A 19,461-nucleotide genomic window follows, 5' to 3' on the forward strand; every position below is an offset into this window, starting at 1 on the left:
AATTAAACTCTGTCCGTTGTTCCGATTCCTTTGGGGCCAGCCCCAAAGGAATTGGCGTTTAATACCAGTGGTATCTTCTCCCCAAATTTAATATAAAGTTGTTGAACGGTAAGGCTCCAATTATGCAATGGGCTTGTCCACTTTTTTTCGATGTTCTTTGTGGCCAGGTATACCAGTTTTAACAAGGCCATGTCGTTGGTGAATGCTCCCTTGGTCTTGGTTACCTTACGAACTTGGCGATGAAAGCCTTCCACGGCGTTGGTCGTGTAAGCATCCCCAAAAATAGTACAATTTAAAAGTAAAAAATAACTTTTTCAATTGTTTCACACTCCTTATACAATCTTAGTGCAATAATTTTTAGTGACCTACTCTTTCATAAGTATTTGGAGTTCTTAGCCTAATTTTACTTCAATTCAACTTATTGGTTTATTCGGTTTTTGGACTTAGTGTTTTTTGCAATGATATTAGTTAATTATTTAACCAAAGGAAAACTGACAAAAACTTGAAAAAAATTAAAAGTGAAAAGGAAATTGAAGAGCCGCATGCTATAGTATAATTTCTATATATCGATTATATTCTATATATTGTAGTTTATTAACTTAAAATCTATTCGTATGAAAACAAAAAAATTGAGTTTAGTTGATTTCGAAGCTGTAGGTTCTTCCGAACTTTTGGAATTGAAGGGGGGCACAGACCCATGTCCGCATTGTGAAAATGGAACAAGATGCAATGGGGCGTATCATGCTAACACAAATGTAAGAGCTGGAGCTTATGCTGCAGCTGCTAATTTAACTATGGGCTCTGGCACAGGAAGTAATCCATTAACCGCAATAACGGCTTTTGTAGCTGGCTCTCTTTCAGACTTCTTTTTAGAGCTTCAAATCTTCGACTATTATGATGGTTTTTCTACTCAGGGAAATGGTTCTAAAGTCGATATCTGGGCAGATACGAATGGCTATAATGCGTTTCCAAACACTTTTGGTGGAATGCATAACAGTGGCTGTGACGGATCTGGAGGTACGCCTGTAAATAAACCATATGACCCATTTGCGCCATATGCTCTATAAAAATAGTTTAATAAAGGTCTTAAGGGACAGTTATGGTCGGGAGATTTTTTCTTCCGACTTTTTTATTTTACGACGTCTCTATAAGAGTATATTAAGTATTTGATTGTCAGATATTCCTATTATTTTTATCATGTAATTTTTACGTCTTAAAGTCTGATAACCAGTCTAATATGTCAATATTCAAAGATCATAGTCGGCGATGGTGAAAGCGAAAAAGATTTAAAGCATCAATGTAGAAGTATAAGGGATAATGTAATATTCACAGGTTATATTAGTCCTGAAGAAGTTAGATACTACTATGAATTGGCCAATGCCATTGTCTTTCCTTCTTTAAATGAGCAAAGTAGTTATGTAATGTTTGAAGCAATGGCCAACAAAGTCCCCGTCATAGTTACGGACATTAAAGCCTTTGACGTTTTGGAGAACAATTATTCTTGTTTGAAGGTTCCTTTAAAAAATAAAAACCAGGGGAATGAAAAGATTCTTGCACAAAAAATTCTTGCACAAAAAATTCAATTAATAATAAATGAAAAGGAGTTAAGGAAGAACTTAGCCTATAACGCCTATAACATCTATTTTGAAAATTTTACAGCAAAGAAAATGTTTGATACCACTTAGGCCAACGTATAAGTAAAATCTCATTTAGGCTCCAAAACCACAAACGGTATAATCATTTCCTCCAAAGAAACTCCTCCATGTTGGTAGGTGTTGCGATAATAACTCACATAATGATTGTAGTTATTGGGATAGGCAAAGAACAAATCGTTCTTTGCAAAGATGAACGAACTGCTCATATTGATGCTGGGCAAATGAATGGTAGCGGGGTTCTTGGCCTCCAATACATCTTTTTCCTCGTAGCTCAAACTACGTCCGGTTTTATACCGAAGGTTTAAACTCGTCTCTTTATCCCCGATCACTTTCGAAGGTTGCTTTACATTGATGGTACCGTGATCTGTTGTGATAATCAATTTCATACCCATTTGCTGGGCTTGTTGTATTATTTCCAACAGGGGCGAATTTTTAAACCAACTTTGGGTCAGTGAGCGGTAGGCTTTGTCGTTCGAGGCCAATTCCTTGATTACTTCCATTTCGGTTTTCGAATGGGAGAGCATATCCACAAAATTATAAACGATGACTGTTAAGTCATTGTCTTTCTGGGATTTAAAATTTTGCAACAACTGCTTGCCTTGCTTTAAACTGCTGATTTTATGGTACTCCCATTTTATGTCCATTCCCAGTCGTTTCAACTGTTCGCCCAAAAATCGGTCCTCGTAAAGGTTCTTACCGCCTTCTTCTGTATCATTTTTCCACCAATCTGGATATTTTTTCTCCATCGCCAATGGGGTAAGGCCTGAAAAAATGGCGTTACGGGCATATTGGGTGGCCGTAGGCAGAATACTCATATAAGAATCTTCTTTTATCTTTTTATAAAAAGGGCTCACTGTTCCCTCAAAAGCCAACCATTGATCGTATCTTAAATTATCAACAACCACCAACAAGGTAGGGGTATCGATGATTTCCGGTTTGATCCATTTTTTAAAAAGGTTGTGCGACATAACCGGCCCATCTTCATCATTGAACCAAGCTTCATAGTTCTTTTCGACGAATTTTCCGAATTGGTTATTCGCTTCGGTTTTTTGGGATTCTAAAATTTCGATCAAACCACTATCCTCAATATTTTCAAGTCGAAGTTCCCAATGCATTAACTTCTTATACAGATCAACCCATTCTACATACGAATTGACCATGGAAAGATCCATAGCGATTTTTCGGAATTCCTGCTGATAGTCCGCGGTAGTACGTTCCGAGACCAAACGAGAATGATCTAAGCTTTTCTTTAGGGATAACAATATTTGATTCGGGTTCACAGGTTTGATCAGGTAGTCGGCAATTTTGGAACCAATGGCCTCCTCCATAATAAGTTCTTCCTCACTTTTCGTGATCATAACCACAGGAATCGATGAATTGATCAACTTGATTTCGTTCAAGGTTTCCAAACCGGAAAGACCTGGCATATTCTCGTCCAGAAAAATGATATCGACCGGGTTACTTTGGATTTCTTCAAGCGCTTCTTGACCGCTTTGACAGGTTAAAACCTTGTATTTTCTGTTTTCTAAAAATAGAATATGTGGTTTTAAAAGGTCAATTTCATCGTCGACCCATAATATTGTTATCTCATGCATAGTAATGGAAAGGTATTAAATATGGTCCGAAAGACATTTGGTGAATAGCCAATTAAGCCCCTAACTTTTGTATTAGACCATCGCTATAGATTATCGGGGTATCAATTCAATTGTATAACTTTGGTTCTTATTAAAATGAAATCGCCATTTTGACAAATTCAAACAAGCTCAAGCTTTTCAATGACCCAATTTACGGATTTATTAGAATTCCGAGTACACTTATTTTCAATCTGATAGAGGAACCCTACTTTCAAAGGTTGCGAAGAATTTCACAAATGGGAATGTCATATTTGGTGTATCCGGGAGCTCATCATACTCGTTTTCATCATGCGTTGGGAAGTATGCATTTAATGCAGCATGCCATTCAAGTGCTTCGTTTTAAGAATGTTGTGATAACTGAGGAAGAAGAAGAAGGGTTGCTCATTGCTATATTATTGCACGATATAGGACATGGCCCATTTTCCCATGCTATGGAAAACAGTATTGTCGAGGGCATTTCCCATGAACATATTTCTTTGCATTTTATGCAGCAGCTGAATAAAAAGTTTAACGGAAGTTTAACGCTCGCGATTGCTATCTTCCAAGGCGAATATCACAAACGATTTTTAAATCAATTAGTGTCCAGTCAATTGGATATGGACAGGATGGACTATTTAAAAAGGGATAGCTTTTATACAGGTGTTGCCGAGGGAAGCATCAATGCGGAACGGTTGATCAGCATGCTGAATGTGGATGCCAATGAATTGGTGATAGAGGAGAAAGGGATTTATTCCGTAGAAAAATTCCTCATGGCAAGGCGTTTTATGTATTGGCAAGTCTACCTTCATAAAACAGGACTGGTGGCAGAACAATTATTGATCCGTATCTTGAAGCGGGCCAAGCACCTCTTGGTTAAGGGAGTTCAAATCAATTGCAGTGAAGCATTACTGTTTTTCATGGAAATTAGGGTGACTAGAAACGATTTTACACCCAAAATCCTGACTAAATTTTCCCATCTTGATGATATAGATATTCTTTCTGCATTGAAACAATGGCAATATCATGATGACGTGGTGCTCTCAAAATTGAGCGGAATGATCATCGACAGGAAATTGCTGACCATTAAAATGAAAAACAAAGCGATTACCCCTAAAAAATTGGAAGAATACATTGTGAAAGTCAAAAGTCACTATGGATTGTCCAGAGAGGATACCGAGTATTTCGTTTTTGCTGGGGAAATATCTAATAGAGCGTATAATACTGAGCATCAAAACATTAATATTCTTAATAAGGATGGTAAACTGAAAGATGTTGCCAAAGCTTCAGACCACTTGAACTTAAAGACTCTTTCTAAAGAGGTTACAAAGTATTATATCTGTTACCCTAAAGAAACCATTTAACTATTTTTCTTACTTTTGTGCCCATGGTATTTACAGCTGGTCAAATAGCAGGCATATTAGAGGGCGAAGTTGAAGGGAATCCAGAAATTTCGGTTCATAAACTCGCTAAGATAGAAGAGGGGGAAATAGGCTCATTGACCTTTTTGGCCAACCCGAAATACACATCTTTTATTTATACTACAAAAGCCTCCGTAACCATTGTAAATAAAGACTTTATTCCTGAACAGGATATTGAGACCACGATGATTAAAGTGGATGATGCCTATGAATCTTTCTCAAAAATTTTGGAATACTATAATCAGGTTAAAAATATAAAAATCGGGATAGAATCCCCGGTTTTTACTGCGGATGATGCCGTTTATGGCAAGGACTTTTACCTAGGGGCATTTTCATATCTTGGAAATAAGGTGACCATAGGGAACAATGTAAAGATTTATCCAAATGTATTTGTTGGCGATAATGTAAGGATCGATGACAATGTTGTCATATTTGCGGGAGCTAAGATTTATTCTGAAACAGTTATAGGGAAGAACTGTATAATACATAGTGGTGCCATTATTGGTGCGGATGGTTTTGGCTATTCCCCGAACAAGGACGGGACGTTTACCAGGGTTCCCCAAACAGGGAATGTTATATTGGAGGACAATGTGGATGTAGGAGCAGGGACTACCATAGATAGGGCTACCTTAGGGTCGACCATATTGCGCAGAGGGGTTAAGTTGGACAATCAGATACAGATTGCACATAACGTCGAAATTGGTAAAAATACGGTTATTGCTGCCCAAACCGGAATCGCGGGATCTACCAAAATCGGTAAAAATTGTATGATAGGCGGCCAAGTTGGAATAGTTGGCCATATAACGATTGGTGATAATGTGAAAATACAGGCACAATCAGGAATAGGAAGAAATATCAAGGACAACGAAGTATTACAGGGATCACCAGCATTGAACTATGGTGATTTTAATAAGTCATACGTTCATTTCAAGAATTTGCCTAAGATTGTAAAGAAAATCGAAAAACTGGATAAAAAGATTGACAGTGATCAGAACAAAGGATAAGCAAAGAACAATAGCCAAAGAGGTTACTCTAAAAGGGGTAGGGCTTCACACAGGGGGAAATGTCACCTTGAAATTCTCTCCTGCGCCAGAAAACCATGGTTATGCCTTTAAGCGTGTTGACCTGGAAGGGGAACCCATAATAGAGGCCGATGCCAATTATGTGGTAAACACCCAGAGGGGCACCAATCTTGAGAAACGCGGGGTGAAGATACAAACCTCCGAACATGTATTGGCTGCACTGGTCGGATTGGAAATCGACAATGTACTCATTGAACTTGATTCACCAGAACCACCTATTATGGATGGGTCATCTAAATTTTTCGTAGAAGCCTTGGAAGAAGCAGGCATCGTTGAACAGGAAGCGGAGCGTGAGGAATATGTAGTAAAGGATGTTATTTCCTATAAGGATGAGGCCACGGGCAGTGAGATAACAGTAATTCCTTCTGACACCTATCAGGTGACGGCCATGGTAGATTTCGGCACCAAAGTATTGGGAACCCAGAACGCTACCCTGGAAAAATTATCAAATTTTAAAACCGAAATTGCTGACGCACGTACGTTTAGTTTCCTGCATGAATTGGAAATGCTTTTGGAAAATGGACTGATTAAAGGAGGGGATCTCAATAATGCAATCGTTTACGTAGATAAGGAGATTTCCCCTGAAACAATGCGAAAGCTTGAAAAAGCGTTCAACAAAAAGAAACTTTCAGTAAAACCGAATGGGATTCTTGATAATTTAACCTTGCATCAGCCCAATGAAGCAGCACGACATAAATTATTGGACGTTGTGGGGGATTTGGCTTTGGCTGGCACGAGAATTAGGGGAAAAGTCATCGCGAACAAGCCTGGACATTACGTGAATACCCAATTTGCCAAGAAATTGGCCAAGATCATAAAATTGGAAAAACGCAATAATATTCCTACATACGATCTTAATCAACCACCTTTGATGGACATTCATCAAATCATGGCAATGCTTCCGCATCGACCCCCATTTTTGTTGATTGATAGGATATTGGAGCTTTCAGACAATCATGTGGTTGGGATGAAGAACGTCACCATGAACGAACCATTTTTTGTAGGCCATTTTCCTGGAGCCCCTGTTATGCCAGGTGTCTTACAGGTTGAGGCAATGGCGCAAACAGGCGGTATATTGGTGCTGAGCACTGTTCCCGATCCAGAGAATTATTTGACATTGTTCATGAAAATAGATAATGTAAAATTCAAACAAAAAGTACTACCTGGAGACACCTTAATATTCCATTGTAGTTTAATTTCCCCTATTCGAAGGGGAATATGCCATATGCAAGCGTATGCCTATGCCAATGACAAATTGGTTTGTGAGGCTGAAATGATGGCCCAAATCGTAAAAAAGAGCTGATATGAATCAACCGCTTGCCTATATTCATCCGGGCGCTAAAATTTCTAAAAATGTAGTCGTTGAACCATTTACTACCATTCATAATAATGTGATAATCGGGGATGGTACGTGGATCGGATCAAACGTAACGATCATGGAAGGGGCGCGCATCGGAAAAAATTGCAATATTTTTCCAGGTGCGGTAATCTCGGCTCCTCCTCAAGATTTAAAATATGAAGGTGAAGAAACCGTAGTGATTATTGGTGACAATACAACGATTCGGGAATGTGCCACCATTCATAAGGGTACCTCTGACCGGATGAAAACCGTTATAGGGAAGAATTGTCTTATTATGGCGTATTGCCATATTGCCCATGATTGTTTAGTGGGAGACAATTGTATATTTTCAAATAATTCAACTTTGGCGGGTCATGTTACCATCGGTGACAATGTTATTTTGGCCGGTTTGGTTGCAGTACACCAATTTGTGTCTATCGGTAGGCATGCATTCGTGACCGGCGGATCCTTGGTGCGAAAAGATGTGCCGCCGTATGTAAAGGCAGCTCGAGAACCATTATCCTATGTTGGTATCAATTCCGTGGGCCTTAGAAGAAGGGGATATAGTTCGGAGAAAATAAGGGAGATTCAGAATATTTACCGCATACTATATCAGAAACATTACAATAATACCCAGGCTGTTCAAATTATCGAGGCCGAAATGGAAGCGACCCCGGAGAGGGATGAAATCCTACAGTTTATCAGGGATTCTCAACGCGGTATTATGAAAGGTTATTTTAGTACTAATTAAATCAATTTATGGCATCTACATCGGATATTAGAAAAGGACTTTGCATTAAATACAACCACGATATTTTTAAAATTATTGAGTTTTTACACGTAAAACCAGGAAAAGGTCCGGCATTTGTACGTACAAAACTTAAAAGTGTTACAACAGGTAAGGTGATAGATAATACATTTTCTGCTGGTCACAAGATTGATGATGTTCGTGTAGAAACAAGATCCTATCAATATTTGTATGCAGATGGAGAAACCTATCATTTTATGAACACTGATGATTACAATCAGATTACATTGCAAAAAAGTTCCTTGGATGCTCCCGATTTGTTGAAAGAAGGAGAAATTGTCACTATTTTATTCAATACAGAGGATAGTATGCCTTTATCGGTTGATATGCCAGCAAGTGTTATTTTGGAAGTCATCCATGCCGAGCCGGGTGTTAAAGGTAATACGGCAACAAATGCTACCAAACCGGCAACTGTTGAGACCGGTGCAAGGGTTAATGTACCACTATTCATCAATGAAGGTGATAAAATTAAAATCGATACCGAAAAAGGGAATTATATGGAAAGGGTAAAGGATTGATTTGAACTATCTAAAAATTGAATATTTCTTAATACGATGAGATTTCCTAAACCTTATAACTTGGAACAAATAGCGACCATCATTGGAAGTTCCTATGAAGGTCCTAATGATTTTCAGGTTTTGGGAATGAATGAAATACATGTGGTCCAAAAGGGTGAAATAGTCTTTGTGGATCATCCCAAATATTACGAAAAGGCATTGCATTCCAAGGCCTCTGTCATTTTGATCAATAAGGATGTTGAATGTCCTGAAGGTAAGGCTTTATTGATTTCGGATGACCCATTTAGGGATTTTAATAAATTATCAGAGTTCTTCAGACCTTTCGAAAGCAGTAATACCGCTATTTCCATGTCTGCCAAAATAGGGGAGGGAACACAAATACAGCCTAATGTATTTATCGGTAACAATGTAACGATTGGAAAAAATTGTCGCATACATTCCAATGTGTCCATATATGATAATTGCATAGTAGGCGATAATGTTAGTATTCATGCCGGTACCGTATTGGGTGCCGATGCTTTCTACTATAAAAAAAGACCGGAAGGATTTGATAAATTGATTTCCTGCGGTAGGGTTGTGCTAGAGGACCATGTTGAAATAGGAGCGCTTTGTACCATTGATAAAGGGGTAACCGGAGATACGATAATTAGGAAAGGAACAAAATTGGATAATCAGGTGCATGTTGGGCATGATACGGTAATTGGCAGTCATTGTTTGATCGCATCACAAACTGGAATAGCGGGTTGTGTGGTCATTGAAGATGAAGTTACGCTTTGGGGACAGGTAGGCACAACCAGTGGAATTACCATAGGGGCCAAAGCTGTTATTATGGGACAAACGGGCGTAACTAAATCCGTAGCAGGGGGAAAAAGCTATTTCGGTACCCCAATCGAAGAATCCAGGGAGAAATTAAAACAACTGGCCAACGTGAAGAAAATCCCGGGAATCATAGAGAAATTAAAAGAATAATCGAATTATAGCTTTTGTAATCATTGGTAATGCCATATTTTTGTTCAGCTAAATTAAAATAACCGCCAAATGAGTGTTCTAGTCAATAAAAACTCCAAAATAATAGTTCAAGGATTTACCGGAAGCGAAGGAACTTTCCACGCAGAACAGATGATTGAGTATGGCACCAATGTGGTTGGTGGTGTTACTCCAGGGAAAGGGGGACAAGAACATTTGGGAAGACCGGTATTCAATACCGTTGAAGAGGCCGTCGAAAAAGTAGGTGCCGATACAACAATTATTTTCGTACCCCCGGCATTTGCTGCAGATGCCATCATGGAAGCTGCTAGTGCGGGAATTAAGGTGATCATTACCATTACAGAAGGCATACCTGTGGCTGATATGGTGAAGGCAGCCGATTATATCAAAGATAAAGATTGTCGGTTGGTAGGTCCTAATTGTCCGGGAGTCATTACACCTGAAGAAGCCAAAGTGGGGATAATGCCCGGTTTTGTTTTTAAAAAAGGTAATGTAGGCATCGTTTCAAAATCTGGTACATTGACCTACGAAGCAGCAGACCAAGTGGTCCGTCAAGGATTGGGGATCACCACGGCGATTGGTATTGGTGGAGATCCTATTATCGGAACTACGACTAAGGATGCTGTTGAGCTTTTGATAAACGATCCGGAAACGAAATGTGTAGTGATGATTGGTGAAATTGGAGGACAGTTGGAAGGCGATGCTGCAAAATGGTATAAGGAAAGTGGTAGTAAAAAGCCTATAGTAGGTTTTATAGCAGGTGAAACTGCACCAGCTGGTAGAACTATGGGACATGCCGGTGCCATAGTAGGAGGAAGCGATGATACGGCCCAAGCCAAAAAGAGAATTATGCGGGAATGTGGTATCAATGTAGTTGATTCCCCAGCTGAAATAGGCATTAAGGTAAAAGAGGTAATGGGATAATCCATTTAAAAACGTCTTTTATAAATAAAATATTCCCGATTGTGCTGAAGACGCTTCAGGATGTTCGGGTTTTTCTTCGAGGTTGTGTAAACAAAACTTATATTTGATAATCAACAGTATAAAGAATTAGTCAAATGAAATTGATAGAAGGGAAAAATGTAATAATCACTGGAGCTAGTAGGGGAATTGGAAAGGGTATAGCAAAAGTATTCGCTGATCATGGTGCCAATGTGGCCTTTACCTATAGTTCAAGCGATGGACCTGCGTTGGAATTGGAGAAGGAATTGAAGGAAAAAGGAGTAAAAGCCAAAGCATATAAGAGCAACGCGGCAAGTTTTGAAGCTTCGGCAAAATTAGTTGACCAAGTTTTGGAAGATTTTGGGAGTATCGACGTATTGATCAATAATGCGGGAATCACCAAAGACAACCTTTTAATGCGAATGAGTGAAGCTGATTTTGATCAAGTGATCGAAACAAACCTAAAGTCGGTATTCAATATGACCAAAGCCGTACAGCGAAGCTTGCTGAAACAAAGAAGTGGTTCTATTATCAATATGAGCAGTATTATCGGGGTTAAGGGGAATGCTGGTCAGGCCAACTATGCCGCGTCCAAGGCGGGAATGATTGGTTTCACCAAATCGATTGCCTTAGAACTTGGATCAAGGAGTATTCGTTGCAATGCAATTGCCCCAGGGTTTATCGAGACCGAAATGACTGATAAACTGGATGAAAAAGTAGTACAAGCATGGCGTGATAGTATTCCATTAAAAAGAGGCGGAACCCCTGAAGATATAGCCAATGCCTGTTTGTTTCTTGCTTCCGACCTATCGTCCTATGTTACTGGCCAAGTCTTACATGTTAATGGTGGCTTGTTAACCTAGTGGCGTAAGTGGATTTGAGGTAACTCTCGCTGTTTTTGGCCACCGCATTGAGGAACGAACAATACACGTTTAGTTAAACAATACATGCAAACAACAACGGTACTATTGATAATTTTGGCTGCAATGGCCGCCTTGTTGATTGTACTTTTTCAATATTTCTTCCGATCAAAAACTAAAGGTGGCCTCCGTGTCGTTCTTTCCTTTTTACGTTTTGTAACCATATTCAGTATTTTCCTATTGTTGCTGAATCCTAAATTTATCAAAAAGAGCTTTTCCCTTGAAAAATCGAATCTTCTTGTTTTAGTTGATAATTCATCTTCAATTAAACAAGGTACAGGGCAAGGGCAGGTCGATTCGATTCTTGATATTCTAAGAAATTCGGATGAATTAGGCCAAAAATTCAATGTAGAGTTCTACAAGTTTGGCAAGGAAATCGGTATTTTGGATAGTCTAGATTTTTTGGATAACACCACAGATATTGGTAAGGGAATTAGAGCTTTAAATACCATTTTTGGTAAATCCGAAAGCGCAGTGGTTCTTTTGACCGACGGAAACAGCACTTTGGGGGAAGATTATGAATATTATGGCAAAAAGCAGAAATTCCCAATATTTTCGATGGTTCTAGGAGACACCACTAAGTATGAAGACTTGAGAATCGTTCAAGTGAACTCCAATAAATACGCCTTTTTAAAAAATAAGTATCCGGTCGAGGTTTTTGTTTCATACGATGGGGAAAATGCGGTAACTACTAGCATAAAAATCGCCATGAATGGGAAAAACGTCTATACCAAAAGGCTGGAATTGTCGAAAAATAAAAACGCTGAATCGATTACGGCACTATTGAATGCCTCCGATGTTGGGTTGAAAACATTACGAATTAGCGTGGACCCCTTGGTGAACGAGGAGAACAAAACCAATAATGTGAAATATGTTGCGGTTGAAGTTATTGATGAAAAGACCAATGTTGCTATTGTTTCAGATGTTTTGCATCCGGATTTGGGTGCCCTCAAAAAAGCCCTAGAAAGTAACGAACAACGTTCAGTTACCATTGTTAAACCCATGGTTGATTTAGAGAATCTAAAGGATATCGATCTTCTATTCCTGTACCAACCAACTTCCTCATTTCGTAGGATATATGAGTATATATCCGCCTCCAAAGTGGCCACATTTACCATTACGGGGCCTAAAACAAATTGGGATTTTATTAATGGAATCCAGAATGGCTACTCCAAAAATAGCTATGGACAAGCCGAGGAAGTTAGTCCTTTGGTGAACAAAAGCTTCGATAAATTCAGTATCCCGGATATTCAATTTGAAAATTTCCCGCCCTTGGAAACCAATCTAGGGGAAACAATGATCATTAAGAACCATGATGTGTTATTGTCCCAAAGCATAAAAGGCAGTGAAATCGACGAACCGTTATTGGTGATCATGGGGGATAGTCAGGAACGCGAAGCCGTTTTGTTTGGGGAAAACCTATGGAAATGGAGGATACAGAATTATCGTGACCGTCAAAGTTTTAAAGATTTTGATTTATTGATGGGTAAAATAGTCCTTCTTCTTACTGCTAATGAACCACGCAATAGGTTGATATTGAATTATTCTACATTTTATGAAAGTAGTATGGATGCCAAAATAACGGCCAACTACTTCGATACCTCATTCACTTTCGACCCCAATGCCAAAATTGTACTGTATCTCAAACAAAAAGAAGGGGATATTGAACAAGAGTTTCCATTGTTGTTAAAAGGAGGGTATTACGAGGTCGATTTAAGTAATATGCGACCTGGGGAATATACGTTTACTGTTAAGGTAATCAATGAAAACCTATATGAATCAGGTAGTTTCAATATTATGGATTACGATGTGGAACAGCAATTTACCTCTAGCAATTACGCAAAGCTGGAACGACTGTCTGAAAGCACGGGTGGTAGGGTTTTTTATCCATCACAAACCATGGATTTATTAAATGATTTAATGGGTAACGCTAATTTCAAACCGATCCGTAAAAGCGATGAAAATGTCGTATCTTTGGTCGATTTCCGGTTTTTATTGGGGATTATGGTTGTAGCATTGGCTACAGAATGGTTTATTAGAAAATTTAACGGATTAACTTAAAAAAATAGTATAATGGATAAATTACCAAAAGTAGCACTACCAGCAATTTTCATTTTGATAGTTCTGGTCATACTAATTTCTAAATCTGCAATAACTATCGGTTCTGGTGAGGCAGGAGTGCTTTACAAAACTTTCGGGGGCGGTGTTGTAACCGATGAAGCTCCTTTAGGCGAAGGCTTCCATATTGTAGCACCATGGAACAAAGTATTTGTCTATGAAGTGAGACAGCAAGAAGTATTCGAAAAAATGCAGGTATTATCTTCAAACGGTTTGGAAATAAAATTGGATGCTTCAATTTGGTTTGAACCAAAAAGTGAATTATTGGGTAAATTGCACCAAGAAAAAGGAGAGGCTTATGTCCAAAGGGTTTTATTGCCTACTATTCGATCTGCTGCAAGAAGCGTTGTTGGGCGTTATACCCCAGAACAATTGTACTCAAGCAAAAGGGATGCTATCCAAACAGAAATTTATGAAGAAACCAAAAGGATTGTCGAAGGACAGTATATTCAATTGAACGAAGTACTCGTTAGGGATGTTACTTTACCCCCTACGATAAAAGAGGCTATTGAAAGAAAATTAAAGCAAGAACAGGAATCTTTGGAATATGAGTTTAGATTGGTGACCGCAAAGAAGGAGGCTGAAAAAGTCACCATTGAGGCCCAAGGTAAGGCTGATGCGAATAGGATATTAAGCGCCTCCTTGACCGATAAGATCCTTCAGGATAAAGGGATAGATGCAACTTTGGAACTTTCCAAATCACCAAATGCCAAAGTGGTTATAGTAGGTAGTGGGGATTCTGGCCTTCCCTTGATTTTGGGAAATAACTAAAGTTTTGTTTGTTAAAGCAGGTAGGTTAAGAAGAATTGTTCAATTTTCAACAAATGTTTTGTGATTTAAAAATAAGTTCTAATTTTACAATTGAAATGAGAAACCAAAATACACATCATCATTTTTATACTTGCCCTCAAGCGAGATAGAAATGTATTGTAGTATTCAAAACATATATCTGACCCGTTTGAGCAATCAAACGGGTTTTTTGTTGAGACAAGATTATCCGCCTTGGTACAAGGTGTTGAATTCATAAAATAAAACAGACATGACAAAACTTAGAATAGCCATACAGAAAGCAGGAAGGTTAAATGAAGAATCTTTAGAGATATTAAAGAATTGTGGAATATCAATAGATAATGGAAAAGACCAATTGAAGGCTTCTGCCAGAAACTTCCCGATGGAGGTGTTTTATTTGCGAAATGGCGATATTCCACAGTATTTAAGGGATGGAGTAGTCGATATAGCCATTATTGGTGAAAATGTATTGATAGAAAAAGGTCACGATATAGAAATTGCTGAAAAGTTGGGATTTTCTAAATGTAGGGTTTCCTTGGCAGTCCCTAAATCTGTAAAATATAATTCAGTAAATGATTTTGAAGGCAAACGAATTGCAACCTCTTATCCTAATACCGTGAACTCTTATTTGAAAGAAAAAGGGATTAATGCCGATCTGCACATTATCAATGGTTCAGTCGAGATTGCCCCGAATATAGGGTTGGCCGATGCAATCTGTGATATTGTCTCAAGCGGTAGTACGCTATTCAAGAACAATCTGAAAGAGGTTGAAGTCATGCTAAAAAGTGAGGCGGTTTTGGCGGTTTCCAAAGAAATCAAAGAAGAGCGCAGAATCTTACTGGGCAGACTTCAGTTCAGGATCCAATCGGTATTACAAGCAAGGCAATCAAAGTATGTGTTGCTGAACGCGCCCAATGATAAGCTGGATGCGGTTTTAAAATTATTGCCGGGAATGAGAAGTCCCACGGTTTTGCCTTTGGCTGAAGCAGGTTGGAGCTCAGTACATACCGTAATCAATAAAGATAAATTCTGGGAAGTGATAGATGAATTAAAGAAGGCTGGGGCAGAGGGCATCTTGGTTTGTCCAATAGAAAAAATGGTACTCTAAAATTTGTCATTCTTTCTTAGGCAGGAATCCAACATAAATACAATGAAAAAAATATTTAACCCTAAAAGAGAAGATTGGGAATCGCTTTTAAAACGGCCCACCCAAACGGTTTCCGATATAGAGGATATCGTAAACGAAATTTTTAAGGAGATTCGAAAATCTGGTGATAGGGCTATAAAAGAATACACCAAAAAATTCGATTTGGTTACATTGGATACCCTCAAAGTAGACCAAAACGAAATTGATGAAGCCATTACTTTGGTAAACACCGATTTAAAACGTGCTATTTCAAAGGCAAAAAGTAATATTGAATTATTCCACAAAGCCCAAAAGACTTCAAAAGTTGAAGTGGAGACAGTCAAAGGGGTAAAGTGTTGGCAAGAAAAAAGGCCTATTCAGAAAGTTGGACTCTATATTCCGGGGGGTACGGCTCCTCTGTTTTCGACCATTTTAATGTTGGCCATTCCAGCTACTATCGCGGGTTGTAAAGAGATTATATTGTGTACGCCGCCAAATGTAGAAGGAAAAATACATCCTGCAGTATTGTATACGGCCCATTTGTGCGGTGTTACACAAATATTCAAGGTAGGGGGAATACAGGCAATTGCAGGAATGACCTTCGGTTCAAATACGATTCCGAAGGTCTATAAAATATTCGGTCCTGGCAATCAGTATGTAACTGTTGCAAAGCAAATAGCGACCAAATACGGCGTAGCCATAGATATGCCAGCTGGGCCAAGTGAACTTTTGGTCATGGCCGATAAGAGTGCAGATGCTTCTTTCGTTGCCTCCGATTTGCTCAGTCAGGCCGAACACGGAACCGATAGCCAGGTTATTATGGTCACTACAACAAAAGCAATGATGCAAGCTGTAGAAGAAGAGGTTGAAAAACAGTTATCCGTATTACCCAGAAAGGCCATCGCGGAAAAGGCCATAGCCAATAGTAAATTGATTTACGTCCAGGATGACAAAACGGCTATAGACCTTATCAATCAATATGGTCCGGAGCATTACATTTTATGTGTTGAGAACGAGGATAAATACCTTGATCAAATCATGAACGCCGGCTCTGTTTTTATAGGCAATTATACCCCTGAAAGTGCAGGGGACTATGCATCTGGGACGAACCATACCCTTCCAACCAATGGGTATGCGAAACAATACAGTGGTGTGAATCTCGATAGTTTTATGAAAAGCATGACATTTCAAAGAGTATCTGCCGAAGGCATTATCGAAATTGGCAATACCATTGAGATCATGGCAGAGGCGGAAGGCTTACATGCCCATAAAAATGCGGTAACATTGAGACTAGAAAGTTTAAAAAAGAATTAGATTGTAGGTCAACGATAAACGGGACCAAATTTAAATCAGACATGAAGAATAAATTCAACTTGGAAAGCTTAGTTCGTGAAAACGTAAAGGGTTTGCGACCCTATTCTTCGGCAAGGGATGAATATGTTTCAGATGGAACCCAAATGATTTTTTTAGACGCTAATGAAAATCCGTTTAACAATGGGGTGAATCGCTATCCTGACCCTCAGCAACGCAGTCTAAAGATGGTTTTGGCCGAGCAAAAAGGAGTCGATGTAAGCAACATATTACTGGGAAACGGGAGCGATGAAGTGTTGGATTTGATCTTTCGGGGATTTTGTGAACCAAAAAAAGACAACATTATTACCATGCCGCCCACCTATGGTATGTATAAGGTGTTAGCTGATATCAATGACATCGAAAATCGAGAAGTCTTGTTAACCAATGATTTTCAACTGGATGTTGAACGAATATTGACCCAGGTCGATGATTATTGTAAGATTATTTTCATTTGCTCACCGAACAACCCTACAGGCAATAGCTTCGATGAAGGGGCGATTCTGGAACTTTTAAATGAATTTACAGGATTGGTTGTAATCGATGAAGCCTACATAGATTTCTCATCCAAGGTAACATGGTTGAAAAGATTGGATGAATTCCCGAATTTGGTGATTACCCAAACCTTATCTAAGGCATACGGTTTGGCAGGTATCCGATTGGGACTGTGTTTTGCCTCTCGCGGGATTATTGCTATTTTGAACAAAATAAAACCTCCGTACAATGTAAATGAGTTAACACAACAAAGGGCAATGCAACAGGTATTGAATACGGAAGTATTAAATTCAGAAGTGACCGAAATATTGAAACAAAAAAGGGAAGTACTGAAAATATTGGATGAAATAGCCTTTATTAAAAAAGTATATCCGTCAGAAGCTAACTTTGTACTTGTAAAGGTTGACAATGCAAATAAAAGATATGATCAATTGGTTGAAAAAGGAATCGTAGTCAGAAATAGGACAACCCAACCGTTATGCCAGAATACCTTACGATTTACGATTGGGACAAAGGAAGAAAACGATAAATTGATCAATGCCCTAAAAGAAATAGCCTAGCATGAAAAAAGTATTATTTATTGACCGGGACGGAACTATCATTAAGGAAACTGCCGAAGAACAAATCGACGCCTTTGAGAAGTTGGAATTCTATCCCAAAAGTTTTGCCTTTTTGGGCAAAATCGCCAAGGAATTGGATTATGAATTGGTAATGATCACCAATCAAGACGGATTGGGCACCCCTTCGTTCCCTGAGGAAACCTTTTGGCCTATACAAAACTTTATTCTTAAATCGTTTGGGAATGAAGGTGTTGTGTTTAGCAACATCTTTTTAGACAGGACATTTCCACATGAGAATGCCAATACCCGAAAGCCGGGCACTGGTTTATTAACCGCTTATTTTTCGGAGGAATACGATTTGGCAAATTCTTTTGTAATTGGTGATCGTTTAACCGATATGGAGCTGGCCAAAAACCTTGGTTCAAAAGGAATTTTCATTAATGATAACACCAATTTGGGAACAGATGAAATATCGGTGAAAAGGGAGGAGTTAAACGATGTGATAGCCCTAGAGAACAACGATTGGGAAAAGATATATGAGTTTCTGAAACTAGATGAGCGGATGGCTGAGATTACTAGAAAGACCAATGAGACAGACATCTATATTAAATTAAACCTTGACGGTACCGGAATTGGAAAGATTGATACCGGATTACCATTTTTCGATCATATGTTGGATCAATTGGCAAGGCACGGTCAAATGGACTTGGAGATTAAGGTGGAAGGTGATTTACAGGTCGATGAGCATCATACTATAGAGGATACAGGTATAGCATTGGGTGAGGTATTCCAAAAGGCATTAGGAAATAAGTTAGGGATAGAACGCTATGGTTTTTGCCTTCCCATGGATGATTGTTTGGCCCAAGTTGCCATCGATTTTGGTGGACGTAACTGGCTGGTTTGGGAAACTGAATTCAAACGCGAAATGATAGGACAGATGCCAACAGAAATGTTCAACCACTTTTTCAAGTCATTTACAGATGGGGCCAAGGCCAATTTGAACATAAAAGCCGAAGGCACTAATGAGCACCATAAGATCGAAGCTATTTTTAAAGCTTTTGCCAAGGCAATGAAAATGGCCGTAAAGAGGGATGTTGAAAAAATGGTTTTACCAAGTACGAAAGGGGTTTTATGAAAATAGTTATCATAAATTATGGGGCAGGCAACATTCAAAGCATAAAATTCGCTTTCGAAAGATTGGGATATGAAGCGGTTTTGAGCCAAGATGAGGCTGAAATAAAAACGGCGGATAAGATAATATTCCCTGGAGTTGGCGAGGCCAGTAGTGCTATGAGAATGCTTAGAAAAAGTAGATTGGACACTTTGATTCCGCAACTAACCCAACCGGTTTTGGGTATTTGTTTGGGCATGCAGTTGATGTGCCACTCCTCTGAAGAAGGGAATACCACAGGACTGGGTATATTTGATGTTGATGTGGTGAAATTCAGCAATAAAGTTAAGGTACCCCAAATAGGTTGGAATGAAATCACAAATCTAAAAACGGGCTTATTCAAAGGGGTAACCGAAAAAGATCACATCTATTTGGTGCATAGTTTTTACGCCCCATTAAGTAAAGAAACCATTGCAACCTCAGAATATGAACTACCCTATAGCGCAGCATTGGCCAAAGATAATTTCTATGGGGTGCAGTTTCATCCGGAAAAAAGCAGTTTGGTAGGAGAAAAAATTCTAATGAATTTTTTAAGTATCAAGTAATAAGTATACAGTACAGGGAAAATTT

At 38.8% G+C, this 19,461-nt stretch carries 19 protein-coding genes; 17 read left to right on the forward strand and 2 right to left on the reverse strand.

Annotated features, from left to right (window positions below; all coding sequences use genetic code 11):
• Positions 1–2: 2 nt before the first annotated feature.
• A complete protein-coding gene (locus tag HPE63_RS01970; protein ID WP_317172901.1) occupies positions 3–284 on the reverse strand; it encodes a transposase in 282 nt (93 codons plus the stop codon).
• Between the two features lie 330 nt (positions 285–614).
• On the opposite strand from HPE63_RS01970, the gene HPE63_RS01975 reads away from it, so the two are divergent.
• Both HPE63_RS01975 and HPE63_RS01980 read left to right on the forward strand, forming a co-directional pair.
• Positions 615–1,067: a hypothetical protein gene (locus HPE63_RS01975; protein ID WP_188312546.1), complete on the forward strand. Its 453-nt coding sequence runs from the start codon at positions 615–617 to the stop codon at positions 1,065–1,067.
• Positions 1,068–1,256: 189 nt separating this feature from the next.
• The gene (locus tag HPE63_RS01980; RefSeq protein WP_317172902.1) at positions 1,257–1,685 is read left to right on the forward strand and encodes a glycosyltransferase family 4 protein; all 429 of its coding nucleotides are present in this window, start codon (positions 1,257–1,259) and stop codon (positions 1,683–1,685) included.
• Positions 1,686–1,705: 20 nt separating this feature from the next.
• Here the strand turns inward: HPE63_RS01980 and porX are convergent, their stop codons facing one another.
• Positions 1,706–3,250 carry a T9SS response regulator signal transducer PorX gene (gene porX / locus HPE63_RS01985; protein WP_188312547.1) on the reverse strand — a complete coding sequence of 515 codons (1,545 nt, stop codon included), beginning with the start codon at positions 3,248–3,250 and terminating at the stop codon, positions 1,706–1,708.
• Positions 3,251–3,399: 149 nt separating this feature from the next.
• On the opposite strand from porX, the gene HPE63_RS01990 reads away from it, so the two are divergent.
• The 15 genes from HPE63_RS01990 to hisH all read left to right on the forward strand — a co-directional run bounded on the left by HPE63_RS01990 (position 3,400) and on the right by hisH (position 19,436).
• Entirely contained in the window at positions 3,400–4,629 is a 1,230-nt protein-coding gene (locus tag HPE63_RS01990; RefSeq protein ID WP_188312548.1) for an HD domain-containing protein, read from the forward strand.
• Between the two features lie 23 nt (positions 4,630–4,652).
• On the forward strand, positions 4,653–5,690 hold the full coding sequence (lpxD, locus tag HPE63_RS01995) for a UDP-3-O-(3-hydroxymyristoyl)glucosamine N-acyltransferase (protein ID WP_188312549.1): 1,038 nt from the start codon (positions 4,653–4,655) through the stop codon (positions 5,688–5,690).
• The gene (locus HPE63_RS02000; RefSeq protein ID WP_223198024.1) at positions 5,665–7,071 is read left to right on the forward strand and encodes a bifunctional UDP-3-O-[3-hydroxymyristoyl] N-acetylglucosamine deacetylase/3-hydroxyacyl-ACP dehydratase; all 1,407 of its coding nucleotides are present in this window, start codon (positions 5,665–5,667) and stop codon (positions 7,069–7,071) included. The genes lpxD and HPE63_RS02000 overlap by 26 nt, the downstream gene beginning before the upstream one ends.
• Before the next feature lies 1 nt (position 7,072).
• Complete coding sequence (lpxA, locus tag HPE63_RS02005) at positions 7,073–7,858, forward strand: acyl-ACP--UDP-N-acetylglucosamine O-acyltransferase (RefSeq protein WP_188312551.1); 786 nt, start codon at positions 7,073–7,075, stop codon at positions 7,856–7,858.
• 8 nt (positions 7,859–7,866) lie between these two features.
• Complete coding sequence (efp, locus tag HPE63_RS02010; protein ID WP_188312552.1) at positions 7,867–8,433, forward strand: elongation factor P; 567 nt, start codon at positions 7,867–7,869, stop codon at positions 8,431–8,433.
• A gap of 36 nt (positions 8,434–8,469) precedes the next feature.
• Positions 8,470–9,402, forward strand: coding sequence for a UDP-3-O-(3-hydroxymyristoyl)glucosamine N-acyltransferase (locus HPE63_RS02015; RefSeq protein ID WP_188312553.1), 933 nt, complete (start codon positions 8,470–8,472; stop codon positions 9,400–9,402).
• Between the two features lie 69 nt (positions 9,403–9,471).
• Positions 9,472–10,344 (forward strand): succinate--CoA ligase subunit alpha, encoded by an 873-nt coding sequence (gene sucD, locus HPE63_RS02020; RefSeq protein ID WP_188312554.1) that lies wholly within the window; start codon positions 9,472–9,474, stop codon positions 10,342–10,344.
• A gap of 134 nt (positions 10,345–10,478) precedes the next feature.
• On the forward strand, positions 10,479–11,225 hold the full coding sequence (gene fabG / locus HPE63_RS02025) for a 3-oxoacyl-[acyl-carrier-protein] reductase (RefSeq protein ID WP_188312555.1): 747 nt from the start codon (positions 10,479–10,481) through the stop codon (positions 11,223–11,225).
• Between the two features lie 84 nt (positions 11,226–11,309).
• A complete protein-coding gene (locus HPE63_RS02030) occupies positions 11,310–13,343 on the forward strand; it encodes a vWA domain-containing protein (RefSeq protein ID WP_188312556.1) in 2,034 nt (677 codons plus the stop codon).
• Between the two features lie 12 nt (positions 13,344–13,355).
• Complete coding sequence (locus HPE63_RS02035) at positions 13,356–14,171, forward strand: prohibitin family protein (protein WP_188312557.1); 816 nt, start codon at positions 13,356–13,358, stop codon at positions 14,169–14,171.
• A 268-nt stretch (positions 14,172–14,439) separates the two neighbouring features.
• Positions 14,440–15,297 (forward strand): ATP phosphoribosyltransferase, encoded by an 858-nt coding sequence (gene hisG / locus HPE63_RS02040; protein ID WP_188312558.1) that lies wholly within the window; start codon positions 14,440–14,442, stop codon positions 15,295–15,297.
• Positions 15,298–15,339: 42 nt separating this feature from the next.
• Complete coding sequence (gene hisD, locus HPE63_RS02045; RefSeq protein WP_188312559.1) at positions 15,340–16,629, forward strand: histidinol dehydrogenase; 1,290 nt, start codon at positions 15,340–15,342, stop codon at positions 16,627–16,629.
• A gap of 41 nt (positions 16,630–16,670) precedes the next feature.
• Entirely contained in the window at positions 16,671–17,720 is a 1,050-nt protein-coding gene (gene hisC, locus HPE63_RS02050) for a histidinol-phosphate transaminase (protein WP_188312560.1), read from the forward strand.
• Between the two features lies 1 nt (position 17,721).
• Positions 17,722–18,855, forward strand: a complete 1,134-nt coding sequence (hisB, locus tag HPE63_RS02055; protein WP_188312561.1) for a bifunctional histidinol-phosphatase/imidazoleglycerol-phosphate dehydratase HisB — start codon at positions 17,722–17,724, stop codon at positions 18,853–18,855.
• Entirely contained in the window at positions 18,852–19,436 is a 585-nt protein-coding gene (gene hisH, locus HPE63_RS02060) for an imidazole glycerol phosphate synthase subunit HisH (RefSeq protein WP_188312562.1), read from the forward strand. Before hisB ends, hisH begins: the two co-directional genes overlap by 4 nt.
• The last annotated feature ends 25 nt before the right edge of the window (positions 19,437–19,461 follow it).

This window comes from Maribacter arenosus (genome assembly GCF_014610845.1).
Classification (GTDB): domain Bacteria; phylum Bacteroidota; class Bacteroidia; order Flavobacteriales; family Flavobacteriaceae; genus Maribacter_A; species Maribacter_A arenosus.